The sequence below is a fragment of the Gemella sp. 27098_8_92 genome, assembly GCF_041433685.1.
Classification (GTDB): domain Bacteria; phylum Bacillota; class Bacilli; order Staphylococcales; family Gemellaceae; genus Gemella.
This window is the reverse complement of record NZ_JAPWBZ010000001.1, coordinates 199424-223019: the sequence shown is the minus strand read 5'-3', so window position 1 is coordinate 223019 and position 23596 is coordinate 199424. Positions and strand designations below refer to the sequence as shown.

General features: G+C 30.2%; 25 protein-coding genes and 1 other annotated feature. Of the genes, 21 read left to right on the top strand and 4 right to left on the bottom strand.

Features of this window, described 5'->3' with window-relative positions; translation table 11 throughout:
• Positions 1 to 3 precede the first annotated feature (3 nt).
• Positions 4 to 1104 carry a hypothetical protein gene (locus tag O3802_RS01175; protein ID WP_371457931.1) on the top strand — a complete coding sequence of 367 codons (1101 nt, stop codon included), beginning with the start codon at positions 4 to 6 and terminating at the stop codon, positions 1102 to 1104.
• A gap of 35 nt (positions 1105 to 1139) precedes the next feature.
• On the opposite strand, the gene O3802_RS01170 is transcribed toward O3802_RS01175, so the two are convergent.
• The gene (locus O3802_RS01170) at positions 1140 to 1631 is read right to left on the bottom strand and encodes a hypothetical protein (protein ID WP_371457929.1); all 492 of its coding nucleotides are present in this window, start codon (positions 1629 to 1631) and stop codon (positions 1140 to 1142) included.
• A gap of 8 nt (positions 1632 to 1639) precedes the next feature.
• Positions 1640 to 1999, bottom strand: coding sequence for a winged helix-turn-helix transcriptional regulator (locus O3802_RS01165; protein ID WP_371457928.1), 360 nt, complete (start codon positions 1997 to 1999; stop codon positions 1640 to 1642).
• Between the two features lie 186 nt (positions 2000 to 2185).
• On the opposite strand from O3802_RS01165, the gene O3802_RS01160 reads away from it, so the two are divergent.
• The 8 genes from O3802_RS01160 (at position 2186) to mnmA (ending at position 9105) form a co-directional block, all read left to right on the top strand.
• Positions 2186 to 2776, top strand: a complete 591-nt coding sequence (locus O3802_RS01160; RefSeq protein ID WP_371457927.1) for a nitroreductase family protein — start codon at positions 2186 to 2188, stop codon at positions 2774 to 2776.
• Between the two features lie 180 nt (positions 2777 to 2956).
• Complete coding sequence (gene tsaE, locus O3802_RS01155; protein ID WP_371457926.1) at positions 2957 to 3412, top strand: tRNA (adenosine(37)-N6)-threonylcarbamoyltransferase complex ATPase subunit type 1 TsaE; 456 nt, start codon at positions 2957 to 2959, stop codon at positions 3410 to 3412.
• Entirely contained in the window at positions 3406 to 4074 is a 669-nt protein-coding gene (tsaB, locus tag O3802_RS01150; protein WP_371457925.1) for a tRNA (adenosine(37)-N6)-threonylcarbamoyltransferase complex dimerization subunit type 1 TsaB, read from the top strand. The genes tsaE and tsaB overlap by 7 nt, the downstream gene beginning before the upstream one ends.
• The gene (rimI, locus tag O3802_RS01145; RefSeq protein WP_276747896.1) at positions 4058 to 4510 is read left to right on the top strand and encodes a ribosomal protein S18-alanine N-acetyltransferase; all 453 of its coding nucleotides are present in this window, start codon (positions 4058 to 4060) and stop codon (positions 4508 to 4510) included. Before tsaB ends, rimI begins: the two co-directional genes overlap by 17 nt.
• Entirely contained in the window at positions 4497 to 5531 is a 1035-nt protein-coding gene (tsaD, locus tag O3802_RS01140; RefSeq protein ID WP_371457924.1) for a tRNA (adenosine(37)-N6)-threonylcarbamoyltransferase complex transferase subunit TsaD, read from the top strand. Before rimI ends, tsaD begins: the two co-directional genes overlap by 14 nt.
• A gap of 110 nt (positions 5532 to 5641) precedes the next feature.
• The gene (locus O3802_RS01135) at positions 5642 to 6712 is read left to right on the top strand and encodes a hypothetical protein (RefSeq protein WP_371457923.1); all 1071 of its coding nucleotides are present in this window, start codon (positions 5642 to 5644) and stop codon (positions 6710 to 6712) included.
• Positions 6713 to 6868: 156 nt separating this feature from the next.
• Positions 6869 to 7993 (top strand): cysteine desulfurase family protein, encoded by a 1125-nt coding sequence (locus O3802_RS01130; protein ID WP_371457922.1) that lies wholly within the window; start codon positions 6869 to 6871, stop codon positions 7991 to 7993.
• The gene (gene mnmA / locus O3802_RS01125) at positions 7993 to 9105 is read left to right on the top strand and encodes a tRNA 2-thiouridine(34) synthase MnmA (RefSeq protein ID WP_371457921.1); all 1113 of its coding nucleotides are present in this window, start codon (positions 7993 to 7995) and stop codon (positions 9103 to 9105) included. Before O3802_RS01130 ends, mnmA begins: the two co-directional genes overlap by 1 nt.
• 168 nt (positions 9106 to 9273) lie before the next feature.
• Here the strand turns inward: mnmA and O3802_RS01120 are convergent, their stop codons facing one another.
• Positions 9274 to 9642, bottom strand: coding sequence for a PH domain-containing protein (locus O3802_RS01120; RefSeq protein WP_276685985.1), 369 nt, complete (start codon positions 9640 to 9642; stop codon positions 9274 to 9276).
• Between the two features lie 172 nt (positions 9643 to 9814).
• Here O3802_RS01120 and O3802_RS01115 point away from each other — a divergent pair, with 172 nt between their 5' ends.
• The 6 genes from O3802_RS01115 (at position 9815) to O3802_RS01090 (ending at position 16289) form a co-directional block, all read left to right on the top strand.
• The gene (locus tag O3802_RS01115; protein ID WP_371457920.1) at positions 9815 to 10447 is read left to right on the top strand and encodes a helix-hairpin-helix domain-containing protein; all 633 of its coding nucleotides are present in this window, start codon (positions 9815 to 9817) and stop codon (positions 10445 to 10447) included.
• A gap of 2 nt (positions 10448 to 10449) precedes the next feature.
• Entirely contained in the window at positions 10450 to 10914 is a 465-nt protein-coding gene (locus O3802_RS01110) for a ComE operon protein 2 (protein WP_004631695.1), read from the top strand.
• The gene (locus O3802_RS01105; RefSeq protein WP_371457919.1) at positions 10914 to 12839 is read left to right on the top strand and encodes a ComEC/Rec2 family competence protein; all 1926 of its coding nucleotides are present in this window, start codon (positions 10914 to 10916) and stop codon (positions 12837 to 12839) included. The genes O3802_RS01110 and O3802_RS01105 overlap by 1 nt, the downstream gene beginning before the upstream one ends.
• Complete coding sequence (gene holA / locus O3802_RS01100) at positions 12839 to 13819, top strand: DNA polymerase III subunit delta (protein ID WP_371457918.1); 981 nt, start codon at positions 12839 to 12841, stop codon at positions 13817 to 13819. Before O3802_RS01105 ends, holA begins: the two co-directional genes overlap by 1 nt.
• Before the next feature lie 189 nt (positions 13820 to 14008).
• Positions 14009 to 15094 carry an aminotransferase class I/II-fold pyridoxal phosphate-dependent enzyme gene (locus O3802_RS01095; protein WP_371457917.1) on the top strand — a complete coding sequence of 362 codons (1086 nt, stop codon included), beginning with the start codon at positions 14009 to 14011 and terminating at the stop codon, positions 15092 to 15094.
• 13 nt (positions 15095 to 15107) lie between these two features.
• Positions 15108 to 16289, top strand: a complete 1182-nt coding sequence (locus O3802_RS01090; RefSeq protein ID WP_371457916.1) for a MalY/PatB family protein — start codon at positions 15108 to 15110, stop codon at positions 16287 to 16289.
• Positions 16290 to 16342: 53 nt separating this feature from the next.
• Here the strand turns inward: O3802_RS01090 and rpsT are convergent, their stop codons facing one another.
• Positions 16343 to 16585, bottom strand: coding sequence for a 30S ribosomal protein S20 (rpsT, locus tag O3802_RS01085; RefSeq protein ID WP_004631701.1), 243 nt, complete (start codon positions 16583 to 16585; stop codon positions 16343 to 16345).
• A 375-nt stretch (positions 16586 to 16960) separates the two neighbouring features.
• Between rpsT and O3802_RS01080 the strand changes: the two genes are divergently transcribed.
• The 6 genes from O3802_RS01080 to rpoB all read left to right on the top strand — a co-directional run bounded on the left by O3802_RS01080 (position 16961) and on the right by rpoB (position 23540).
• A complete protein-coding gene (locus O3802_RS01080; protein ID WP_004631703.1) occupies positions 16961 to 17491 on the top strand; it encodes a QueT transporter family protein in 531 nt (176 codons plus the stop codon).
• Between the two features lie 21 nt (positions 17492 to 17512).
• Positions 17513 to 17668 carry a TipAS antibiotic-recognition domain-containing protein gene (locus O3802_RS01075; RefSeq protein WP_371457964.1) on the top strand — a complete coding sequence of 52 codons (156 nt, stop codon included), beginning with the start codon at positions 17513 to 17515 and terminating at the stop codon, positions 17666 to 17668.
• Positions 17669 to 17743: 75 nt separating this feature from the next.
• Positions 17744 to 17875 (top strand) — a sequence feature (ribosomal protein L10 leader region).
• A 32-nt stretch (positions 17876 to 17907) separates the two neighbouring features.
• Positions 17908 to 18408: a 50S ribosomal protein L10 gene (rplJ, locus tag O3802_RS01070; protein WP_371457915.1), complete on the top strand. Its 501-nt coding sequence runs from the start codon at positions 17908 to 17910 to the stop codon at positions 18406 to 18408.
• Between the two features lie 49 nt (positions 18409 to 18457).
• Entirely contained in the window at positions 18458 to 18820 is a 363-nt protein-coding gene (gene rplL / locus O3802_RS01065) for a 50S ribosomal protein L7/L12 (protein ID WP_371457914.1), read from the top strand.
• A gap of 155 nt (positions 18821 to 18975) precedes the next feature.
• On the top strand, positions 18976 to 19572 hold the full coding sequence (locus tag O3802_RS01060) for a class I SAM-dependent methyltransferase (protein ID WP_371457913.1): 597 nt from the start codon (positions 18976 to 18978) through the stop codon (positions 19570 to 19572).
• 149 nt (positions 19573 to 19721) lie between these two features.
• Complete coding sequence (gene rpoB / locus O3802_RS01055) at positions 19722 to 23540, top strand: DNA-directed RNA polymerase subunit beta (protein ID WP_281666292.1); 3819 nt, start codon at positions 19722 to 19724, stop codon at positions 23538 to 23540.
• Positions 23541 to 23596 lie beyond the last annotated feature (56 nt).

The window sequence follows — 23596 nt, the reverse complement described above, 5'->3', positions numbered from 1 at the left end:
GGGATGAATAAAGTATTAAATGGGATTTTTCAGTTTGTAGTTATATTAGGTGTTGGTTTTTGTGTGGGGTATGTACTTGCGAATTTAGCAAAAGATAAAATAGTTTCACTTCAAGAGCCGAACTTCTTGTTACTAGTTTTAGCAGCTGTAATTAGTTTTGTTTTGCATATTATAATCCACGAAGCTGGACATTTGGTCTTTGGACTTTTAACTGGATATAAATTCGTTAGTTTCCGAGTGTTTAATGTTTTAATCGATAAAGAGGAAAATGATAAAATTCGCCTTAGAACTGTTCAAGGTGTAGATGGAACTGGAGGACAATGTTTAATGAGTCCACCAAAGATTAAAAATGGAACATTTCCATTTAAGCTATACTTAGCTGGTGGAGTAACATTTAATATCATATTTTCAGGTTTAGTATGGCTTATCGCACCAAGCTTTTATACCTTACTCTTCGCACTTATCGGGATAATACTAGCACTTACTAACGCAATTCCTATGGGATTCAATGACGGAATGAGTATGAAGCTTTGCTTGCAAAACGAGGTTAATAGATATGCGATTTATCTTAGTCTTATAGTAAATTATTACGCAACTCAAGGAAAGTCTTACGTAGTAAGTTACCCAGAAGTGTTAGAAGAAATTAAAAAATTAGACATAAACGAGCGAAACTATATAACAGATTTTCTAAGTTTTATGGAAATAGAATACTATCAAGATAAATTTGAATTAGAAAAAGTACATGATTTGTTATTAAAACTGTATTATGAGAATCCAGACTTAATACTACCGTATAAAATAGAAGTAATGCGTAGCTTGATTCAATTGACGAGTCTTTTTGAACCTAATTCAAACTTAATAGATGAATTACTTGCTAATAAAAATGTAAAAGCTAGACTTAAAACACGTGAACCACAAAATAAAACAATATTAGCAGTATATGAATGGCGTGTGAAAAATAATCCTCAAAAAGCATTAGCTATTTTAGAAGAGGGTAGAAAGATTCTGTATAGAAGCCCGCATTTATATGCAAAGATTATAGATGAAAAGTATATTAACTATATCGAGAGTTTAATAACATCTGAAATAGAGCAAAAAATATAAAATAAGAACCAAGATTGAGTTAGTCAAACTTGGTTCTATTTTGTTTTGTTAGAAATTAAGGCGCTGAAATCTAAGTCATCATATTTCGAATCACTTATATCTGTTAATAAATCAAAGTCTGTATCAGGAAATAGTGGATCAAAATCATCAATATTTAAATTTTTTTCGTTGGATGAGGTAGGTTTGTTAGAAATAAGCGCTGAAATATCTAGATTGTTATATTTATCCTCATGATTGTTTTTTTTATCTTCAAAATTATATTGTATATTTATCTCTTCTATGTTATTCTCTTCATTTTGATTATAAAATAAAACACCATACTCATCTAAAAGTTCTTCTTTTGAGTAATTTTTAAGTGGGTCTTCAATAGAAGATATAGTATTTTCATATATTTTCTTTACAGTATCCTCACTTGTCTCAATATTATTTTGTTTTGGTTGCCATGAATTTATTAAACTGTCAATAATATCTAGTTGGTTATCGTTAAGCAACATTAATTTATTTTTTAATTTTTCTACTTTATTCATAAACACACCTACATGATATTGTGAACAGGATGTTTTTCATTTTCTTTTAAATAATTGATGTAATCTGCACCCCAGTTTTCAAGTTCATTAAGAACACCTTTGAATTTTTTTCCGATATCTGTAAGGCTATATTCGACCTTTGGTGGAATTTGGGCATAAACTTTTCTATTTATAAGTCCATCTTGTTCTAGTTGCTTTAACTGTTTTGTTAGAGTAGCTTGTGTAATATTTCCTAATTCACGTTGAAGTTCATTAAATCTTTTTTCGCCATTATCCAAAATGTGTAGTATTAAAATTGTCCATTTTCCTGTTAATAGCTTTTGTGTCGTAAAAAAAGGACATGCTCCAAATAATTCTTTATCTTTCATTTTCGAACTCCTAAAATTTTTATATTAATTTATAGTTGATACAATACATTACTATCAAAAAAGATACTAACTATTGTAAAAAATTGTACTTGTTTATTATAATATACATTATTATAATTAGATATATAAATTATAAAACAAAAAGAAATATTTAGCAAGAGACTAAATAAAATGGAGGAATAAAAAATGACAGAGGCGAAAAATTTATATCAGAACAGACGTAGTGTATATGCATTAGGAAAAAATTTACCGATTTCTGAACAAGAGGTAATAGAAATAATTGATAACGCAGTGAAATATTCACCAAGTGCATTCAATTCAAACACTGCTCACGCAGTAGTTTTATTAGGTGATAATCATCAAAAACTTTGGAATATTACTTATGCTGAATTAGCAAAGCTGTTACCAACTGATGAAGCTAAAGCTACAACGAAAGGGAAAATTGATAATTTTGCGGCAGCATATGGAACAATTTTATTCTTTGAAGACCATAATGTTGTAAAAGGACTACAAGAACAATTTCCATCATATGCGGATAACTTCCCATTATGGTCTGAGCAATCAACAGGTATTGCATCATTTGCAGTATGGAATGCGTTAGCAGAAGCTGGAGTAGGAGCAAATATACAGCACTACAATCCACTAATTGACGAAAAAGTAGCAAATGAATGGAATATTCCTTCTAACTTAGTTTTACGAGCACAAATGCCATTTGGCGAAATAGTTGGCGCAGCAGCACCTATAGAAAGAAAAGCTCGTGTAAGAGTAGTAAAATAATATAAAATATAACTTCCCTTAAAGTCAAAATACTACTTTGGGAAGTTTCTTTATGTTACTTAAATAAATATTTTAGATAGTGGTTTTATGCTTAGTATATTGGAATAAGTCTTTAAATGTGTTATTATAATAGATGTTATTAATAAATAAATTTTTGAAAGGTCTAAAATTTTAAATCCCATGTTAAATATAGTAATTAAAAATTTAGAAGACACTAAAAGATTAGCAAAATTAGTTGCTGATTCGATTGAAAATAATAAGTTGCTTTTAATGTTAAATGGTGATTTAGCGGCAGGGAAAACGACTTTTACAAAATATTTGGCTGAATATTTAGGAGTAAAAGCTGTTGTAAATTCTCCGACATTTAACATTATGAAAGAATATAAGTTTCCGGCTGGTCGCTTGTATCATATTGATGCATATCGTTTAGAAGACAGTGATGAAGATTTAGGTTTTGACGACATTTTTTATGAAGACAATGTATGTGTAATAGAATGGGGAGAATTTATTGAAGAATTTCTACCACTAGAAAAATTAGTTTTCAATATTCGACTTAATGGTGAAGAACGTAATGTAGAGATAATCGCAACTGAGAAATATAGAAAAATAGAGGAAAGGATTGGTGAAAATTGGTAAGTATAATAGTAGAAGCATCAAATGGTTTTTGTTCGATTGCATGTCTAGAGAATAATAAGGTATTGTCACAACGAAATATGGAATGCAGCAACAATTTATCAGCGATAATTTTACAAGAAATTAATAATTGTTTAAATGATGCAGGAAAAAGTAAAAAAGATTTAACAGAAATAATTGCAAGTAATGGTCCAGGCTCATATACTGCCATTCGTGTTGTTGCAGCTATATGTAAGACATTAGCTTATACTTTAAAATTGCCACTAAAAGTTGTTTCAAGTTTAAAACTTCAAGCACTTTTGGAGTTTGAAAGTAATAAATTAATCGTACCACTTATTGATGCGCGTCGTAATAATGTTTTTGCAGCAGTATATAAAGTTGAAAATAAAAAATTAATAGAAGTTTTGCAAGAAGATTATTATTCTTTAGAAGAATTAAATAACTTTTTAAAAAACAAGGATGAACAATTTGTTTATGTGGGACGTGATATAAAAAAACTAAAAGAAAAACTATTGTTGGCAGAAAATAACAAGAATGAAGTAAGTGCAGCAAATGTTGTCAAAATTTATGATAGTTTAGAAATTGTTGATAGTTATAATATGAAACCACAATATTTAAGGAAAACAGAAGCAGAGAGGGAACTAGAAAATGATAAAAATAAATAAAGTAGATGTTAATGATTTGGAAGTACTTTCAAAAATTGATATTGATAATTTCGAAGATGCATGGACAAAGGAAATGTTTAAAAGTGAATTAGAACATCCAAACGCAGAATATTATGGGTTATTTAATGATGAAGAAATGATAGGTTTTTGTGGTGGATGGTTAGTGTCGGATGAATATCAAATTAATAAAATTGTCATTGACAAACCTCATCAAAATAAAAAACTTGGTCAGATATTTTTCACTTATATAATGCAGGTGCTAAAATTAAAAGGTGTGAAAAAAGCCTTAGTAGAAGTGCGTGTGAGTAATATGCCGGCAATAACTGTTTATGAAAAATCAGGATTTGCTACAATTGATATTAGAAAAAATTATTACAAAAATAATGGTGAAAATGCCTATGTAATGGTAAGGGATTTTAGTAATGAACGATTTTAAAGAAAAGATAAATATATTGGCGATAGAAACGAGCTGTGATGAAACGTCGGTTGCTGTTGTTAAAAATGGTAAAGAAGTATTATCGAATATTGTAAGTAGCCAAATTGAAACTCATAAACAATTTGGTGGAGTTGTCCCCGAAATTGCTAGCCGTCAGCATATAGAAGTAGTAATTCAAATTGTTGAAGAAGCACTTGAAGAAGCTAAGACTTCACTTTCTGAAATAGATGCATTGTGCGTAACGCAAGGTCCGGGGTTAATAGGGTCGTTGTTAGTAGGTGTAAATGTTGCTAAGGCATTAAGTTATGCTCTTGATAAACCATTAATTGCAGCACATCATATTGCAGGGCATATTTATGCTAGTAATATAGATAATGATATAGTTTATCCATCGTTGGCTCTAGTAGTCAGTGGTGGGCATACTGAACTTGTTTATTTAAAAGATGAACTTAATTTCGAAATTATTGGTTCTACTCATGATGATGCGGTAGGTGAAGCATATGATAAGGTGGCAAGGCAATTAAATCTAGAATATCCTGGTGGACCTAAAGTTGACAAACTTGCAAAACTAGGCGAGGATAAATACAAATTTCCACGTGCTATGATTGATAGTAATGATTATAATTTTAGTTTTTCAGGAATGAAGTCTGCGGTTATCAACTTTGTACACAATGCTAATCAACGAGGTGAAGAAATAGTACCAGAAGATTTGGCATGTAGTTTCCAAACGGCGGTAGTGGAAGTTTTAATTACAAAAACTAAAAAGGCCATAATTAATTTAGGAGTTAAGCAATTGATACTAGCTGGAGGTGTGGCAGGTAATAGTGAGCTTCGTAAGCAAGTACTAGAACTTGAACAAGAATTAGAAATAGAAGTGTTAATTCCAAAAATGAGTTATTGCAGTGATAATGCGGCGATGATGGGAGCGGTAGGATATTATTACTATAAAAATAATATTTTTGCAAATCCATTAACGTTAAATGCGAAGTCAACATTAGACTTGGAAGAAATTAATAAATAGTTTATTTTCTGTGTGATGTAGATTGTAAGTTTAAACATAAGTTTAAATATATTAGTTGATAAGAAATTATTTATAGATATTGAATAATTAAGGATATAGAGAGGTAGTAAGTGAATTATAGTATTAATGATAAAACAGCTGTAGCAAAAGAAAATCACAAGGAAGCACTGTTATTAGTAAAAGAATTAAACAGTAATGTAAATGATTTAAAAAAATGGAAAGAACTTTCTAAAATAGTTACTAAAGATTCTGACATGAATGATGATTTTTGGGCGGAATTATGTGAACTTGATTTTACAAAAATCCAATTTTTTCCGATAAGATCATTATTAGCTGGGATATTAAAAAATAAAAGAGATGTTTCAAATATTTCAAGAATATATGATTACATAGTTTTAGAAAATAAGATATATTTTGATAACTATGAGCAAAGAATAAGAAGGAATACTCCAGCAACCTTAATAATTTATTTTGGTGGATTTTTGGGGGTGGGATTTTTTGCTATAGTTAATTTCATTTTATTATTTTTTGCTCCATTAAATTATCGAGAAGTACTTTTTAATTTGATTGCAGGATGTTTTATAAGTGCTCTTGTAGCTGAAATATCAGATAGGCAGTATCTTTTTGAGTGGAAAATACCTTATTTTGAAAATGGTAAATTTCTAGCATATATGTGGATGTATATACCGATAATAGTTTTATATTTGTACATGAATATTACGTTATTGTATACACAAGGATTTGACTATAGTATTGAAAATCAATTTAAACTTACTATTGGGATTTATATTGTAATTTTAATTATAATTAACACTTTGTTTAAATTGAAAAATTCCATAGAGTTTATTTATAAGTCATATTTTGTAATATTTAAATTAATAAGTTTTCTAAGTTTGATATATATTATTACAATGTATTTTGTAGGAGAAATATATATTTCTGTTTTGTTTATCATAGTAACGATTATAATCGGGGTTTGTCTTAGTGTAATGAAAAAGTCTCTTGTTGATAGAATTGTGAGACTACTGTTTTACCCAATGACATTTTTCTATTTGACATATCTTAGATTAATTTTTGATAATTATAATATAGTAGGATTGTTTAATGAATTATTGTATGCTGCAGGAGTTTTAGCAGGATTAATAATATTAATGACTAAGACCAGAATAAAAACTAAATAGATACAGAAAAATCCCTTTCGATAATAATAAGAAAGGGATTAATATTTTTAATTGCATAGTAATAAAAACATCTTTAGTAGATATAAAGCGATATTGATTTTATTCGGCTATTATTTATGTTAAAATATAATATGATTAATATTAGGAGGCGATGTTATGGCGAATATATATTTAGATTATGCGGCAACATCAAGAAAACATTTTGATATTATTGAGAAAAATTTGGATATATTGAAAGAGATTTATGCTAATCCAAGCAGTGGTCATACTTTAGGAAAAAAGAATGAAAAGCTTTTTAGAGAAGCACGTGAAAAAATTGCCAAATCAATCTGTGCAAAACCTGAAGAAATTATATTTACTTCTGGTGGAACAGAAAGTAATAATACAGTTTTCAACCATGTACTAAATCGTTTTGCTGGTGGAGAAATTATTATTTCGTCTATAGAACATCCATCAGTTAGATCAAGTGCTAAACATTTAGAAAAATATGGATTTATTGTTCATGAATTAAGTGTAGATAAAACAGGAATAATTGATTTAGAGGAATTAAGACAGAAAATAAATGATAAGACAGTTTTGGTTTCTATTATGCTTGCTAATAATGAAACAGGGATGATAAATCCGCTTAAAGAAATTTCAGAAATAATTAAAGGTAAGAATATTTTATTACATAGTGATATTGTTCAAGCATTTGGAAAGGTAGAGATAGATGTTTCTGACTTAAATTTAGATTTTGCATCAGTTTCCGCACATAAAATTGGAGCTCTTAACAATTTTGGTTTTTTATATGCAAGAAATGGTGAGGTAGAACCGTTTATTTTGGGTGGAGGACAAGAACATGGACTTCGTTCAGGAACAAGTGATTTACTTGGAACATTAGTTCTTGCTGATTGTGTAGATGAAACATTAAAATCAATCTCAAAACTTCGTGAATTGAAAAATTATTTTCTTGATAAACTAGAGGAAAACCAAGTAGAGTTCGAAATTAATGGATTAAAGGATAATTCACTTCCTAATATAATGAATATATATTTCAAGAAGATTGAATCACAACGACTTATTACGTATTTAGATTCATTGAATATTTATATATCTGGAGGTTCTGCTTGTAGTTCTGGGAATATAAAAGGTAGTCGAATTATTACAGAGATGTATAATATAGAGCGAGCTAGTCATTCAGTTAGAATAAGTATTGGCTTTGATATTACAAAGGAAGATTTAAATTTTGTTATTGATAAAATTGTAAGATTAGAAAATAGATTGAAAGAAAGGGATAATTAATGAGTAATGGTAAAAAAGTAGTAGTTGGTATGAGCGGAGGAGTAGACTCATCAGTAACAGCATATCTTTTAAAACAACAAGGGTATGATGTTATAGGTGTTTTTATGAAAAACTGGGAAGAAAAAGATGATCGTGGAGTTTGTGTTGCTGAAAAAGACTATGAAGATGTGATTAAGGTTTGTGAGCAACTAGATATTCCATATTATTCAATAAATTTTGAAAAAGAATATTGGAATAAAGTCTTCACATACTTTTTAGATGAATATAAAAAAGGTCGTACGCCAAACCCAGATATTATGTGTAACAAAGAAATTAAGTTTAAAGTTTTCTTAGAGTATGCGGAAGATTTAGGGGCTGACTATGTGGCAACTGGTCACTATGCTCGTGTAAAAGATGAAGATAATCAAAGATTACTATTACGTGGTGTGGACAACAACAAAGATCAAACATACTTTTTATCACAATTAAAACAACATCAAATTAAAAATATTTTATTTCCTGTAGGAGAACTTGAGAAAAAGGATGTAAGAAGAATAGCGGAAGAAGCAGGTCTTGCGACTGCGAAGAAAAAAGATTCAACGGGAATATGTTTTATTGGTGAGAAAAATTTCAGAGAATTTTTATCTCAATATTTACCAGCAAAAAGTGGAAAAATGGTAGACCTTGATGGTAATATTCGTGGTGAGCATGTAGGACTTATGCACTACACTATAGGACAACGTCATGGGCTAGGAATTGGTGGAACAAAAGATACAGATGGTGAAGCATGGTTTGCTTGTGGTAAGGATTTAGAAAAAAATATTCTATATGTTTGTCAAGGATTCCACAATGAGAAATTATATTCTGATAGTCTTTTAGCAAGCTCTCTTTCATTTACAACTAAAGACCCACAACCTAATAAATTTACTTGTACAGCAAAATTCAGATATCGTCAACCGGATACTGAAGTAGATGTAGAAATATTAGAGGATGATAAAGTAAAAGTTGTTTATAAAAACCTAGTTCGTGCGGTAACCCCAGGACAAGCCGTTGTCTTTTATGACGGAGATGTTTGTTTAGGCGGAGCCATAATTGATGAAGTTTATAAAGACGGGGAAAAATTGCAAGTATAGATAGTAAAATTTAATTTATAAAAAAATCCTAAACGTTGTGAAAGGCTAACGTTTAGGATTTTTATTTGAAAATCAAAATACTTTTTTAGCTATTAATAAATTATTAATTTAATTAAAGAAATAAGAAATATAACATAATTTTTTTATTTCATTCCAATAGCTCTAAAATTATAATATATATTGCGCTAAAAGGGTATCAAACTTTCTAATATCAATATCTTTTTTCAGATTTATTTTTATTTTACCAACCTTAGTCCACAGTTCAACCTCAGCATTTAAATCAAATAGTTTTCCTGCATTTTCTGTTGACCACATTAAGATTGATGAGTAAGGAAGAGAGTAAATTTCTACTTTTTTACCAGTAATACCTTGCGCATCCTTGACTATAAGTCGCTTATTTGTAAAAACAGCGACGTCTCTAATTGTTGCAAACGAAGCAACAGGTTTCTCATTTTCTACTAGTAAAGTAGTGATGTCATCCGGGATATCAACTTCTCTAAAAAATGTCCAATTTAATAAATTCATTTCATTTGCCATAGTATCGTCTCCTATTCTTATAAATTTATCGTAATGAAAGTCTAATAAGGTGATTAATCTTTATTCAAGTATATCATAAATTTAAATAAATATGAATAATATTTTAAGTTTAGGTTTTCAGTATTAATATTGTAATTTTAGTGATATAATATTAGTGCTAGGGGGAGAAAATATGAAATTTAATAAAGAAGAAATAATTTTGTTTTTAAAACAAAATTTTAAAATTATAGCAGCTGCATTTTTATGTAGTGTGTTATTTGTAGCGGCAGGGTTTTATTATTTCAGTAGTTCATCATCGGGTAATAATGATAATATAAACTTTAATGTTCAAAAATCCTCAGAAGATAATCAAAATGAGGAGCAAAAAGAGGATGAAAACAAAATTTTTGTTGATGTAAAAGGTGCTGTAAAAAATCCAGGTGTTTATGAGACTACAAAAGAAAAGAGAGTCAAGGATATAATTGAAGAGGCTGGAGGATTATTAGAAGATGCTGATACATCTAATATAAATCTTAGCCAAAAGTTGCGAGATCAGATGGTCATTTACATTTTGAAAAAGGGAGAGAAGCCAAAGCAAATTGGGGAAACTTCTAGTGTAGGTAACTCAAATGATGCGATTATAAATGTAAATACGGCAAGTAAAGAACAACTTATGAAAATATCTGGAATAGGAAAAACTAAAGCTGAGGCTATACTTGCCTATCGAGAAAAAAATGGGGAATTCAAAAAGAAAGAAGATATAACAAAAGTAAAAGGTATAGGGAAAGCTACTTTTGATAAAATTAAAGATAAAATAGAGGTATAATTATGCAAAGAATTAGTTGGGATGAATATTTTATGGCACAAAGCCACTTATTATCATTAAGATCTACATGTAGTAGATTATCGGTAGGAGCGACTATCGTTAAAGATAAAAGGATAGTATCTGGAGGATACAATGGATCAATAAAAGGAGATGAGCATTGTATCGATGTTGGTTGTAAAGTTGTTGAGGGACATTGTGTGAGAACAATACACGCTGAAATTAATGCGATACTTCAATGTTCAAGATTTGGAGTAGGGACAGAAGGTGCTACAATATATGTAACACATTTTCCTTGTTTGAACTGTACAAAATCAATAATTCAAGCTGGGATAAAAGAAATTTGCTATGCAAATGATTATAGAAATAATGAATATGCTCGAGAGTTATTGGAAAAATCTGGGATTATAGTAAGAAAAGTAGACTATGATGTCAATTCTGTAGTAGAAAGGCTTTTGGATAATAAGTAATGTATTACTTACAATTAGCAATACTAGCATTAGGGGCGGTATTATTAAATTATAATTTTTTAATATCTATGCTATGTATAATTATTTTTCTACTAATAACTTGGAAAAATAAAAACCTTAATGCTAGGAAAACTATTATTTGTATAATAGTTTTCTTGGCATTTTTTATTCGGGGAGCATATGAACAGAAAACAAATACCACACATATATCTGATGAAAAAAATATAGATATAATCTTAACAATAGATGATAGAATTCAAGTGAATGGCAATTATTTAAAAGGTATTGCGAAATTAAATAAGGAAAAAGTTCTATTCACTTATATTCTTAAAGATGAAAAAGAAAAAACATTTTTTAAAGAACACTTTCAGGGTGGAATGCTAAAAGTAAACGCTGATATAGAAGATATTGGTGAAAAGAAAAATTTTTATTCCTTTGATTATAAAAAATATAATGAAAATAAGGGTATTTTTAAAAACGTAAAAGTCAATGATATTAAAAATTTTGAAGAAAATAAAGGAATTATTTCGAAAATAAAAATATGGAGAATTAGTCTAGGGAATAAAATTCATAAAGAGATTAGTTTTGATAAAAGTGGCTATATAGAAGCACTTATTTTTGGGGATAAAGCATATTTAGAAAAAGATGAGATTATTAACTATAAAAATTTAGGAACGAGTCATTTACTAGCAATTTCTGGCTTGCATCTAGGGGTATTGATTTCGCTGATTTATTTCATTTTGTTAAGGTTACGATTTAGTGTAGAAATAATAGAGAAAATAGTATTTTTAGTTATCCCATTTTATATGTTAATAAGTGGTTTTAGTCCATCTGTTTTGCGTGCAGGGGGCATGATTATGCTTTATATTATTTTCCGAAAGAAGGATATGACAAAACTGGAGGCATTACTGACAACGTTTATCTTAATGTTGTTTATTAATCCATTATTTATATTTGATATAGGATTTGAGTTGTCATTTTTAATAACGTTTTGTTTGCTTATGTCGGATGATTTTTTAAGTGGATCAAAAAATATCTTTACTTCAGGGTTTAAGATTAGTTTAGTTTCATCTTTGGCTAGTTTGCCAATTTTAGTTATGAATTTTTATACCTTTTCTTATATTTCTATAATAAGTAATATATTCTTAGTTCCAATATTTAGTCTAGTAATTTTTCCGTTAGTTCTTATAAGTTACGTTGTATTTTTATTTAGTTCAACAATATTTAATGTAATTTTTAAATCAATCTTAAATATTTCCTTTAGTTTTTTTGATAAAATTCAGGATTTATTTTTAAATTCCTCACCAATGCTAATAGGAAGACATAATAATTATGTTGGAGTTATAATTTTTATTTTTATCTTGGGTATATTAATTTATCTTAATAAAAATAAATTTTTACTAGCAACTTTAGGAGTACTATTACTATTCTTTACGCTTTTAGGTTTTAGCTATATAGGAGAAGATAAAATAGAAGAGGTGAAAATTGGTAAAGGGGATGTTTATTATGTTAGAGAGGGACGAGGTAATTTGTTGATTAATACCTCTAATAATATACAAAATTTTTATAATGATTTTCGAAAAAAAGACGTAGAATATGATATAATAAACGAATATAATCAAATGTTGAATTATGAAGGGAAGAGAAAAATTGATTATCTTGTTTTAACGAGTTTTAAAAGAGATAAGGTAGGGTATGCAAGCGAACTTGTGGGAAAAGATATGGTTAACGAAGTAATAGTCCTAGATAAAAATAAACACAAACTCAAAGAAATAATCAAACTTGCAAAATTTAAAGGTATAAAGGTTATTGAAATAAAAGAAAATACAGGTTTTGATTTAGGGATAATAAAATTTTATTACAGTGAACGACAGTTTAGTGTAAAGGGGAAAGATAGAGAATTTAAAATAGAGGTAGATGATTGATGAAAAATGTTTATGTGATTTATGGTGAAAATTTTGAAGCGGTAAATGACTATGAAAAAGAAATTACTAAAAATTATTTAAAAGAAGTAGATGAGTTTAATCGTGTAAAAATAAATATGAATGACCATACGCTAGAAACATTAGTTTATGAATGTAGAAGTAGTGGTTTATTCGGTAATGAGAAAGTAGTAGTAGCTGAAAACTGTAATTTCTTACTGGCAAAACCGAGAAAACTTAAAGTTGAACATAACGTAGACGTTTTGACCACATATTTAGAGAATATAAATGATGAAGTTATTTTAATTTTGAAAAATTCTGAAAAAATTGATAGTCGAAAAAAAATAGTTAAACAATTAAAAGAAATTGGTGAAGTAAAAGAGTTTTCTAATTTTAAAGAACATCAACTTATTGATTACATAGTAAAACAAGTGGAAGAATTGGGATTAGAAATATCAAAAGCCGATGCTCAATTTTTAGTAGACTACACACAGTTGGATTTAGCTAATATAAAAAAAGAATTAGAAAAACTTGTTCTTTATTGCGGGGGAATAGGCCGAATTTCTAAAAAAGATATAGAGTTGTTATGTACGCGAAGTTTAGATTATGATGTCTTTAGTTTAACAAATGAACTTTTTGGGAAAAATTACAAAAAATTACGTGAAGTATATAATTCACTAGTTTTGAAGAGAGAAGAACCGATATTTCTACTTTCATTAATTAGCGGGCAACTTAGACTCTATTATAAGGTAAAAGTATTTCTAAACGAGCATTATTCTCAAAAAGAAATCGCAAAAGAATTGGGTATTCATCCATACAGAGTTCAGTTAGCGGCACAAATGGTTTCTCATTATGATTTAGAAAAAATTATGAGGAGCATGATTATTGCTGCAGACTATGATAAGTTACTAAAGTCATCTTACATGGATAAATATTTGATTTTAGATCTTTTTATAAATAAGTTAATAGATGAATTGGAATAGAAAAGCTCAAGTTATAAAGAAATATGACTTAAGAAACAGAATTTAGGTTTGATTTTACAATTAAATCTGAATTCTATTTTTCATAAAAATTTCTAAAAAGATTGCAAAAAATTCTGAAAAATCTATTTATTATATTTTTATAAAATGTTATAATTAAGAAAAATTATAAGGAAAAGGAATGTTTAATTTATGAAGAAAATAGAAACTAAATTAGCTCAGTTGGGCAATAGAAAAGATAATGTAACGGGAGCAATCGTTAGTCCAATTTATTTATCTACAGCTTATTCACATCCTGGATTAGGGGAAAGTACAGGTTATAATTATACGAGAACAAAAAATCCTACTCGTACTATTTTAGAGGAGGGGCTTTGCGACCTCGAAGAAGGATGTTGTGCTGTTGCGACAAGTTCTGGAATGAGCGCTATTCAATTAGTTTTTGAACTTTTTGACTTGAATAGTGAATTTCTAGTATCACGAGATTTATATGGTGGTAGTTTTAGATATTTTGATGAACTGGAGCGTAAAGGGGTTCAAAAATTTATTTATTTCACTGATGAAGAAGATTTGAAAAATAAAATAACTGATAAAACAGAGGCAGTTTATGTAGAAACGCCTACTAATCCTTTAATGCAAGAAGTGAATATAGAGCAAGTAGCAAAAATCGCAAAGCAGAAAGGAGCACTGTTAATAGTTGATAATACACTGTTAACATCATTAAGGCAAAAACCTTTAATTTTGGGTGCGGATATTGTTATTCACTCAGCTACAAAATATTTAACTGGCCATAATGATATATTAGCTGGAGCTGTAATTACAAATAACGAAAAAATTGGAGAAAGGTTATTATGGCTTTCAAATACAACAGGTGCGGTGTTGTCTCCGCTTGATAGTTGGTTGTTTATTAGAAGCTTAAAGACTTTACCATTACGCTTTAGTAAACAAGAAAACAATGCAATTAAATTAGCTGAGGAATTAGAAAAACATCCAAATGTTAAAGAAGTATTATATCCTAAGAGAGGAGCTATGCTAAGTTTCAGACTAAATGATGAGACAAAAATTGATAAGTTTTTACGTTCTCTTAAAGTAGCAACATTTGCTGAAAGTTTAGGAGGAGTTGAAACTTTTGTTACATATCCAACAACACAAACTCATTTTGATATACCAGAAGAGTTACGTTTATCATATGGTTTAACACCAGACTTGTTAAGAGTTTCTGTAGGGATAGAAGATATTGATGATTTGTTAGAGGATTTTTTAAGAGCTTTAGAGGTTTAGGGGGAGTTGAATAATGAGTATAGTAGAAGAATTTGTAAAAAACTATTATGTAGAAAGAAGAAATACTAATAGTTTAAAATGGGATGCATTAGAAGAGAGGTTTGGAGACGGAAATTTGCTAGCTTTATGGGTTGCAGATATGGAATTTAAAACACCAGAATGCATTAGAGAAGATTTAAATAAAAGGATTGCACATGGAGTCTTTGGATATACAAAACTCCCAGAAAGTTACTATGATGCTTATAAAAAATGGCATAAAGATAGGTATGATTATGAAGTGAATAAGGATTGGATTAGATTTGCACCAGGTATTGTACAAGCAATATTATGGGTGATTCATGCTTATACTAAAGAAAATGAAGCTATTATAATAATGCCACCAGTTTATTATCCTTTTGCTAATTCTATTCGAAATAGTAAACGAAAATTGGTTGAATCGCCGTTAGTAGAAAAAGATGGTACTTTTGAAATTGATTTTGAAAAATTTGAAAACGAAATTGCTAATAACGATGTGAAATTATACATTCATTGCTCACCGCATAATCCAGTAGGGAGGGTTTGGACACTAGAAGAACAAAAACGAGTATTTGAAATCTGTGAGAAGCATAATGTTCTTGTGCTATCTGATGAAATTCACCAAGATTTCACCTATGATAAAAATAAACAAATTTCTGCACTTTCATTGGAAAATGGAAAGTATAATAGTAGATTAATAGTTGCTAATTCTGGTTCTAAAACTTTTAATTTAGCCTCATTAGTACATGCGACACTTTTAATCCCAGATAGTAAAATTCGTGAACAATTTGATAAATATAGTAAAAAAAACTTAGGAGCGGAGCCGAGTTTATTGGGTCAAATAGCGCTTGAAGCGGGATATAGAGACGGAGAAAATTGGTTAAATGGATTAAAAGAAACAGTTATTTTCAATTATAATTTATTACATGATACATTGGCGAAGAAGATTCCTGAAATTATAGTATATCCGTTAGAAGGAACATATTTAGCATTTGTTAATATTGAGAAAGTTTTAAATGGAAAAACAACAAAGCAATTTATACAAGATGAGTGTGGATTAGCAATAGATTTTGGTCACTGGTTTGGGGAAGGCTATAACAATTATATTAGAATTAATCTTGCTACAAGTCCAGATAATATGAAAGAGGCTGTTTCAAGGATTGTTGAAAACTGTAAATAAGTATGATGAAACATTAATAAAAAAACTACTCAGTTTACTGAGTAGTTTTTTTATTATTTAGCTAGGTTTGATTTGTATCTAGCAGCTGCATTTTTGTGAATTAAATTAGTTTTAGCAGCTTTATCGATTTTTTTGTAAGCAAGGTTTACTAACTCTGCAGCGTTAGCAGCACCTTCAGATTTAGCTAATTTAGCTTTTTTAATAGCTGTACGCATTTCAGACTTTTTAGCTGTGTTAGCTGCGTTAGTTTTAGCATCTTTTCTTACACTCAATACTGATGATTTAATGTTTGGCATTCGATTCACCTCCTGATTATTAGTGATATTACTAAGAAATATTAATTAATATTCTTAATTACAATGAATTAAGTGTTGTTAAATACAACTACCTCATTTTAACATAATGAAAATGTAAATGCAAGGTGTTTTTTTAATTTTTTATATTGTATTAGCAAATTTCATCCAAAATCAATATTTTTATTGACATTAGATTTAAGAATATGATAGTATATAAGACGTTGATATTTAATTTTACATGAGTAAGGTTATTTGTCTTCTGACTTTATTATAAATAAAAGATGTTTGAGAGATCCATCTATAAAAAAAACTGCGAACGCTGATTTCTCATATCAGTGTTTTTTTGTTCTCTTAAACAAGATAAGGAGATATATAATGAGAAATAATACAGTTAAAGTTTTAACTATTCAAGCATTATTAGCTGCAATCTACGTTGTATTAACAGTTGCTATTGCTCCATTTTCATACGGAGCAATTCAATTTCGCATAAGTGAGTCTTTATCACAATTAGTAGTATTTAGCAAAAAGTATTGGTTCCCAATTACTCTTGGGGTAGCGATTGCTAATATTTTCAGCCCCTTAGGAATTGTTGATGTGTTTTTTGGAACACTAGGAACAGGTCTTGCACTTGCAATTAGTATTTTTGTTTTTAAATTTATAAAAAACAGAATAGTAAGGCACGTCATTAACATTATTTTATATTTAATTATTTGTATGCCAATAATTGCATATGAGATAACAATATTTAGTGGTGAAAATTCTGCAAGAGTTCCATTTGATTTTGGAGCATTTACTACGATTTATGGCTCATTGCTATTATCGCAAGTGATTGTTATGGTTATTGGTATTGTAATTACAGAAGCGCTAAATAAAGCAGTGGATTTAAAGAAAGTTTTTGAAGCCTAATTAAATTGTCTTCAATATAACATTATAGAAGAAATCAATTCTGATGAGGCGTTTTCTTATATAAGGAAAGGTCATTCTGCAAATCCTGAATTCCAAGATAATATTAATAAATTTGGTGAGAGAGTTGTGGAGTATATAAGTGAAGCAATAGAGTATTATGTTAATAGACATAAATAATGTTATTATTTAAAACAATACCAATAAAAAATAAAAAAACTATTGACAAAAAAAGAAATATATACTAAAATATATAAGTCAGTTGAAAATGTACCGTAGACAGTAGGGGGAGAAATCCTTAATTAGCCTACCGAGGACAAAATTCGAAAAGAAGCTTATGTGCCTTTTTGTATGTTCTCGCATGCAAAAAGGTTTTTTATTGGTACTGAAATTGATAAATCTACTTAGGAGGAAGTTCAATGTCTAAAGCTATTGAGAGAAAACAAGAGTTAGTAAATCAAATCGCAGAAGAAATTAAAGCAAGTTCTTCAGTTGTTATTGCTGACTACCGTGGTTTAAACGTTGCGGAAGTAACAGAATTACGTAACAACATGCGTAACGAAGGTTTAACTTTTAAAGTTTATAAAAACTCATTAGTTCGTCGTGCGATGGAGCAAGCAGGAATTGAAGGATTAGAAGAAGTTCTAACTGGACCAAATGCTTTTGCTTTTTCAACAGACGATGCTGTAGCTCCTGCTAGAGTTTTAAACGATTTCGCAAAAGAACACGAAAACTTAGAACTAAAAGCTGGTGTTATAGAAGGAAAAGTTGCAGATAAAGCTGAAATTAAAGCTATCGCTACATTACCAAGTCGCGAAGGGTTACTTTCAATGTTACTATCTGTATTAACAGCGCCAATGCGCAACACTGCTTTAGCTGTTAAAGCTGTAGCAGACCAAAAAGCTGAACAAGAAGCTTAATAAATAAAAATCATAAAAAAATATAATTTAAAATCGGAGGAAATTTATAATGACTAAAGAACAAATTTTAGACGCTATCAAAGAAATGTCAGTTTTAGAATTAAACGACTTAGTAAAAGCAATTGAAGAAGAATTCGGAGTAACTGCTGCTGCACCTGTAGCTGTAGTTGGTGGAGCTGCTGCTGGAGCTGCTGAAGAAAAAACTGAATTTGACGTAGTATTAGCATCTGCTGGTGAGTCAAAAATCAAAGTAATCAAAGTTGTTCGTGAAATCACTGGAGACGGACTAAAAGAAGCTAAAGAAAAAGTAGATGGAGCACCTGCAACACTTAAAGAAGGTGTTACTAAAGAAGAAGCCGAAGAAATCAAAGCTAAATTAGAAGAAGTTGGAGCTTCTGTAGAAGTTAAATAATTTCTAATCTAAGTAGATAAAAAGATAGATGTAAATAAACAATAATATTCTATTTGAGAATATTTGATACGATGATAATAACAAAAAATAGTATATCTCAAGTGCTCAACTGAGGATATACTATTTTTCTTCTATTCATAAGAGGTGTCTTTATTATGGAACATTATTATACAAATAATCTAACAACAAAAAGTTGTGAAAAAATTATATGCTCTAAAATAGTTGGAGAAGATTTTAAATTTTATACAGATACAGGAGTTTTCTCGAAAGATGGAGTTGATTTTGGGACTAAGGTGTTATTAGAAAACTTTAGTAGTGATAAAGAAATTGCTGATGTGGCAGATATAGGTTGTGGATATGGTGTGATATCAATAGTTTTGGCAAAAAATAACCCAAGCTATAGCTTTACTATGGTTGATGTTAATAACAGAAGTCTTGAATTAACTAAAAAAAATATTGAACTTAATAGAATTGAAAATAAAGTAGAAATAATTGAAAGTAGTTCTTTTGATAATGTAAAAGGTGACTTTGATATAGTATTAACAAATCCACCTATAAGAGCAGGAAAAAAAATTGTCCATCAAATAATGATAGATAGTTTTAATCATCTTAACGAGTCAGGAGAACTATGGGTTGTTATTCAGAAAAAACAAGGAATGGCAAGTTGTAAAAAACTTCTTGAAGAAACTTTTTCTTTTGTGGAAGTTATCGTAAAAAACAAAGGATACTATATTTTGAAAGCCTCAAAATAATTGACAACTTGCTATAACTATGATAAAATGATAAATTGCAAGTAATTCTATTTTCTAGTAAATGGAATTGCAAAAATTATATAGTAATTAAGAGAAAATAGTATATTTTCTTTTTAGTTTTATAAGAGAAAAGCTGAGAGGTGACACAGTTGCAAAAAGTTAAATTTGGTAAGCACAGACAAAGACGTAGCTATGCTAGAATATCAGAGGTAATTGATTTACCGGACTTAATTGAGATTCAGACATTATCTTATGAAAAATTTTTAGAAACTGGTATAAAAGAAGTTTTTAGAGATGTTTCACCAATTGAAGGTAATAATGATAAATTAAGCTTAGAATTCATTGATTATAAATTAGGAACGCCTAAATACAGTGTTGATGAATCTAAGGAACGTGATGCTACATATTCAGCACCTTTAAGAGTGCGAGTACGTTTGATTAATAAAGAACGTGACGAAATTAAAGAACAAGAAGTATTTATGGGTGAGTTACCATTGATGACAGAAACTGGAACGTTTATTATCAATGGAGCAGAGCGTGTAATTGTATCTCAATTAGTGCGTTCACCTTCTGTTTACTTTACAGAAGACGATAAATTAAAAATTAAAAATATTCCTAATGCTTATAAAACAACTGTTATTCCTAACAGGGGTGCTTGGTTAGAGTTTGAGAAAGATATAAAAGGTCTAGCATACGCTCGTATAGATAGAACTAGAAAAATACCTTTGACAACGCTTATTAGAGCACTAGGTTTTGAATCTGATGAAGCAATAGTTAAATTGTTTGGTGAGGATACAGAACTTCTAAATACTTTGGAAAAAGATGAAAACTTAGACACGGGAACAGCATTAAAAGTTATTTACGATAAACTACGTCCAGGAGAGCCTGCAAACGTAGAGACAGCGAAAGCTACATTACATGGTCGTTTCTTTGACCCAAGAAGATACGATTTAGCTAAAGTAGGGCGCTATAAATTAAATAATAAACTTCATGTTGGAGAAAGATTAGAAAACCAAATTCTAGTAGAACCAATCGTTGATACAGAAACAGGTGAAATTTTAGTAGAAAAAGGAACTAAATTAACTCGTGAAATTATTGATGGTATCTACGAGGAACTGGGAACTACTGCTAACGTTGTAGAGTTTGATATGAATGAATCATTAGATGGCACTGATAGTTTGAAATTGCAACTTTTCAAAGTTGTAAATCAAGTTAAAGTTGGTAATGAGTTTAACATAGATGAACTTACTAATGATCAAATCCTTCATGTTATCGGTAATGGTGCGCCAAACAAAGATATATTAACATTAACAATCGCAGATATCGTTGCAAGTATCAACTACTATTTATTATTAATTAGAAATAGAAGGAATAGTGATGGATTCGAATATGAATTAATTGGCCGCGTTGATGATATTGACCATCTTGGTAATCGTCGTCTTCGTTGTATTGGTGAGTTGTTACAAAATCAAATTCGTGTTGGTATTTCTCGTATGGAGCGTGTTGTACGTGAGCGTATGAGTATTCAAGATACTAATGAAATTACACCTCAACAATTGATTAATGTTCGCCCAGTAACGGCAATTATTAAAGAATTCTTTGGAAGTTCTCAACTTTCACAATTCATGGATCAAACTAACCCATTAAGTGAGCTTACTCACAAACGCCGTTTATCAGCGCTTGGACCTGGTGGTCTAACGAGAGAACGTGCAGGAATGGAAGTGCGTGACGTTCACTATTCACACTATGGTCGTATGTGTCCAATTGAAACGCCAGAGGGTCCTAATATCGGATTGATTAACTCACTTTCATCATTTGCTCGTATTAATGAATTTGGATTTATAATGACTCCATATAGAAAAGTAGAAGTTGATAAAGATGGGCGTCCATATGTAACAGAAAATGTTCAGTATTTAACAGCTGATCAAGAAGATAAATACGTAGTAGCACAATCAAATTCAAATATAGATAAGAATGGATATTTCTTAGACGATGAAGTGGTTTGTCGTTTTAGAGGAGACAATACAGTTAAACCAAAAGAAATGATGAATTATATGGATGTTTCTCCAAAACAAGTAGTGTCGGCTGCAACAGCATGTATACCGTTCTTAGAAAATGACGACTCTAACCGTGCGCTAATGGGAGCGAACATGCAACGTCAAGCAGTGCCTTTAATGTTAACAGAGGCACCATTTGTTGGAACAGGAATGGAGCATCTTGCAGCACGAGACTCGGGAGCTGCAGTAATTGCTAAGTATCCTGGTATTGTAGAGTATGTAGACGGAGCTAAAATTAAAGTTCGTCGAATTGAAACTTTAGATGGAAAAGAAATACAAGGTGATTTAGATACTTATGTAGTTCATAAATTTGTTCGTTCTAATCACAGTACATCATACAACCAAAAACCAATTGTAAAAGTTGGTGATAGAGTAGAACCTAAAGATATTCTTGCTGATGGTCCTTCTATGGATAAAGGTGAATTAGCCTTAGGTAAAAACTTAGTTGTAGCATTCGTAAACTGGGATGGATATAACTATGAGGATGCTGTTATTATGAGTGAACGTCTTGTAAAAGATGATGTTTATACTTCTATTCACGTGGAAGAATATGAAACAGATGCGCGAGATACAAAATTAGGACCAGAAGAAATTACACGAGAAATTCCTAATGTGGGGGAAAATGCATTAAGAAATCTTGATGCACGTGGTATTATTCGTATTGGTGCTGAAGTTAAAGACGGTGATATCTTAGTTGGTAAAGTAACTCCAAAAGGATTAACTGAACAGACTCCAGAAGAAAAATTATTATATGCTATTTTTGGTGCGAAGTCTAAAGAAGTACGTGATACTTCATTACGTGTACCACACGGAGCAGACGGAGTAGTAGCAGATGTTAAAATTTTCAAACGTGAAGACGGAGCAGAATTAGCTAACGGCGTAAATGAACTTGTTCGAGTATTTATCGTTCAAAAACGTAAGATTCGCGTTGGGGATAAAATGGCCGGTCGTCATGGTAACAAAGGGGTTATCTCTAATATCTTACCTGAAGAAGACATGCCATATTTACCAGATGGAACACCTGTAGATGTTATGTTAAACCCACTAGGGGTACCATCTCGTATGAATATTGGACAAGTATTAGAGCTTCACTTAGGAATGGCTGCTAAACAGTTGGGTATTCATGTTGCTACTCCAGTATTTGACGGGGCTAATGATGATGATGTTTGGGCAACTATCGCAGAAGCAGGAATGGCTAAAGATGCCAAGACTGTTCTTTATGATGGACGCACAGGTGAACCATTTGACAGCCGTGTATCTGTTGGTGTAATGTACATGATTAAACTTGCACACATGGTTGATGATAAACTTCACGCACGTTCAATTGGACCATACTCACTAGTTACTCAACAACCATTAGGTGGTAAAGCACAATTTGGTGGACAAAGATTTGGTGAGATGGAGGTATGGGCATTAGAAGCTTATGGTGCTGCTTATACTCTTCAAGAAATTTTAACATATAAATCAGATGATACTAACGGTCGAGTGAAAACATATGAAGCTATCGTTAAAGGTGAAAATATTCCAAGACCTGGAGTTCCTGAATCATTCCGTGTTCTTATGAAAGAACTACAAGCTTTAGGTATGGACTTTAGAGTAATGGATAAAGATGATAACGAAGTGGATATGGGTGATATTGATTTAGGAGATACTATAGAATATCATGGTTCTCATGAGAATAAAGAAAACGATAGGGAAAATGATGTGCAAGAAGAATCAAAAGCTGAAAGCGATGAGACTTCAGGTTATGAAAATTTAGCTAACTTATTATTATCAGATACAGATGAGTATGATGATGTAGAAGAAGATAGTGAGCCAAGCGAAGAATCTTCAGGTTATGCGGCTTTAGCTGATATATTACTATCAGATATAGATGAATATGCCGATGTAGAAGATACTGATGAAGAATAATATGAATTTTACAATTAATCACAAAGAACTATTCAAGGCTATTATACAAAAAAATA

Coding starts and splice junctions, on each gene's coding strand:
- mnmA (WP_371457921.1), top strand. CDS start 7,993: ATGAGTAATGGTAAAAAAGTAGTAGTTGGTATGAGCGGAGGAGTAGAC.
- O3802_RS01105 (WP_371457919.1), top strand. CDS start 10,914: ATGTATTACTTACAATTAGCAATACTAGCATTAGGGGCGGTATTATTA.
- O3802_RS01115 (WP_371457920.1), top strand. CDS start 9,815: ATGAAATTTAATAAAGAAGAAATAATTTTGTTTTTAAAACAAAATTTT.
- tsaE (WP_371457926.1), top strand. CDS start 2,957: ATGTTAAATATAGTAATTAAAAATTTAGAAGACACTAAAAGATTAGCA.
- O3802_RS01165 (WP_371457928.1), bottom strand. CDS start 1,999: ATGAAAGATAAAGAATTATTTGGAGCATGTCCTTTTTTTACGACACAA.
- rplL (WP_371457914.1), top strand. CDS start 18,458: ATGACTAAAGAACAAATTTTAGACGCTATCAAAGAAATGTCAGTTTTA.
- O3802_RS01160 (WP_371457927.1), top strand. CDS start 2,186: ATGACAGAGGCGAAAAATTTATATCAGAACAGACGTAGTGTATATGCA.
- O3802_RS01110 (WP_004631695.1), top strand. CDS start 10,450: ATGCAAAGAATTAGTTGGGATGAATATTTTATGGCACAAAGCCACTTA.
- holA (WP_371457918.1), top strand. CDS start 12,839: ATGAAAAATGTTTATGTGATTTATGGTGAAAATTTTGAAGCGGTAAAT.
- O3802_RS01170 (WP_371457929.1), bottom strand. CDS start 1,631: ATGAATAAAGTAGAAAAATTAAAAAATAAATTAATGTTGCTTAACGAT.
- tsaD (WP_371457924.1), top strand. CDS start 4,497: ATGAACGATTTTAAAGAAAAGATAAATATATTGGCGATAGAAACGAGC.
- O3802_RS01130 (WP_371457922.1), top strand. CDS start 6,869: ATGGCGAATATATATTTAGATTATGCGGCAACATCAAGAAAACATTTT.
- rpsT (WP_004631701.1), bottom strand. CDS start 16,585: ATGCCAAACATTAAATCATCAGTATTGAGTGTAAGAAAAGATGCTAAA.
- rimI (WP_276747896.1), top strand. CDS start 4,058: ATGATAAAAATAAATAAAGTAGATGTTAATGATTTGGAAGTACTTTCA.
- O3802_RS01090 (WP_371457916.1), top strand. CDS start 15,108: ATGAGTATAGTAGAAGAATTTGTAAAAAACTATTATGTAGAAAGAAGA.
- O3802_RS01080 (WP_004631703.1), top strand. CDS start 16,961: ATGAGAAATAATACAGTTAAAGTTTTAACTATTCAAGCATTATTAGCT.
- O3802_RS01120 (WP_276685985.1), bottom strand. CDS start 9,642: ATGGCAAATGAAATGAATTTATTAAATTGGACATTTTTTAGAGAAGTT.
- O3802_RS01060 (WP_371457913.1), top strand. CDS start 18,976: ATGGAACATTATTATACAAATAATCTAACAACAAAAAGTTGTGAAAAA.
- rplJ (WP_371457915.1), top strand. CDS start 17,908: ATGTCTAAAGCTATTGAGAGAAAACAAGAGTTAGTAAATCAAATCGCA.
- O3802_RS01175 (WP_371457931.1), top strand. CDS start 4: ATGAATAAAGTATTAAATGGGATTTTTCAGTTTGTAGTTATATTAGGT.
- O3802_RS01095 (WP_371457917.1), top strand. CDS start 14,009: ATGAAGAAAATAGAAACTAAATTAGCTCAGTTGGGCAATAGAAAAGAT.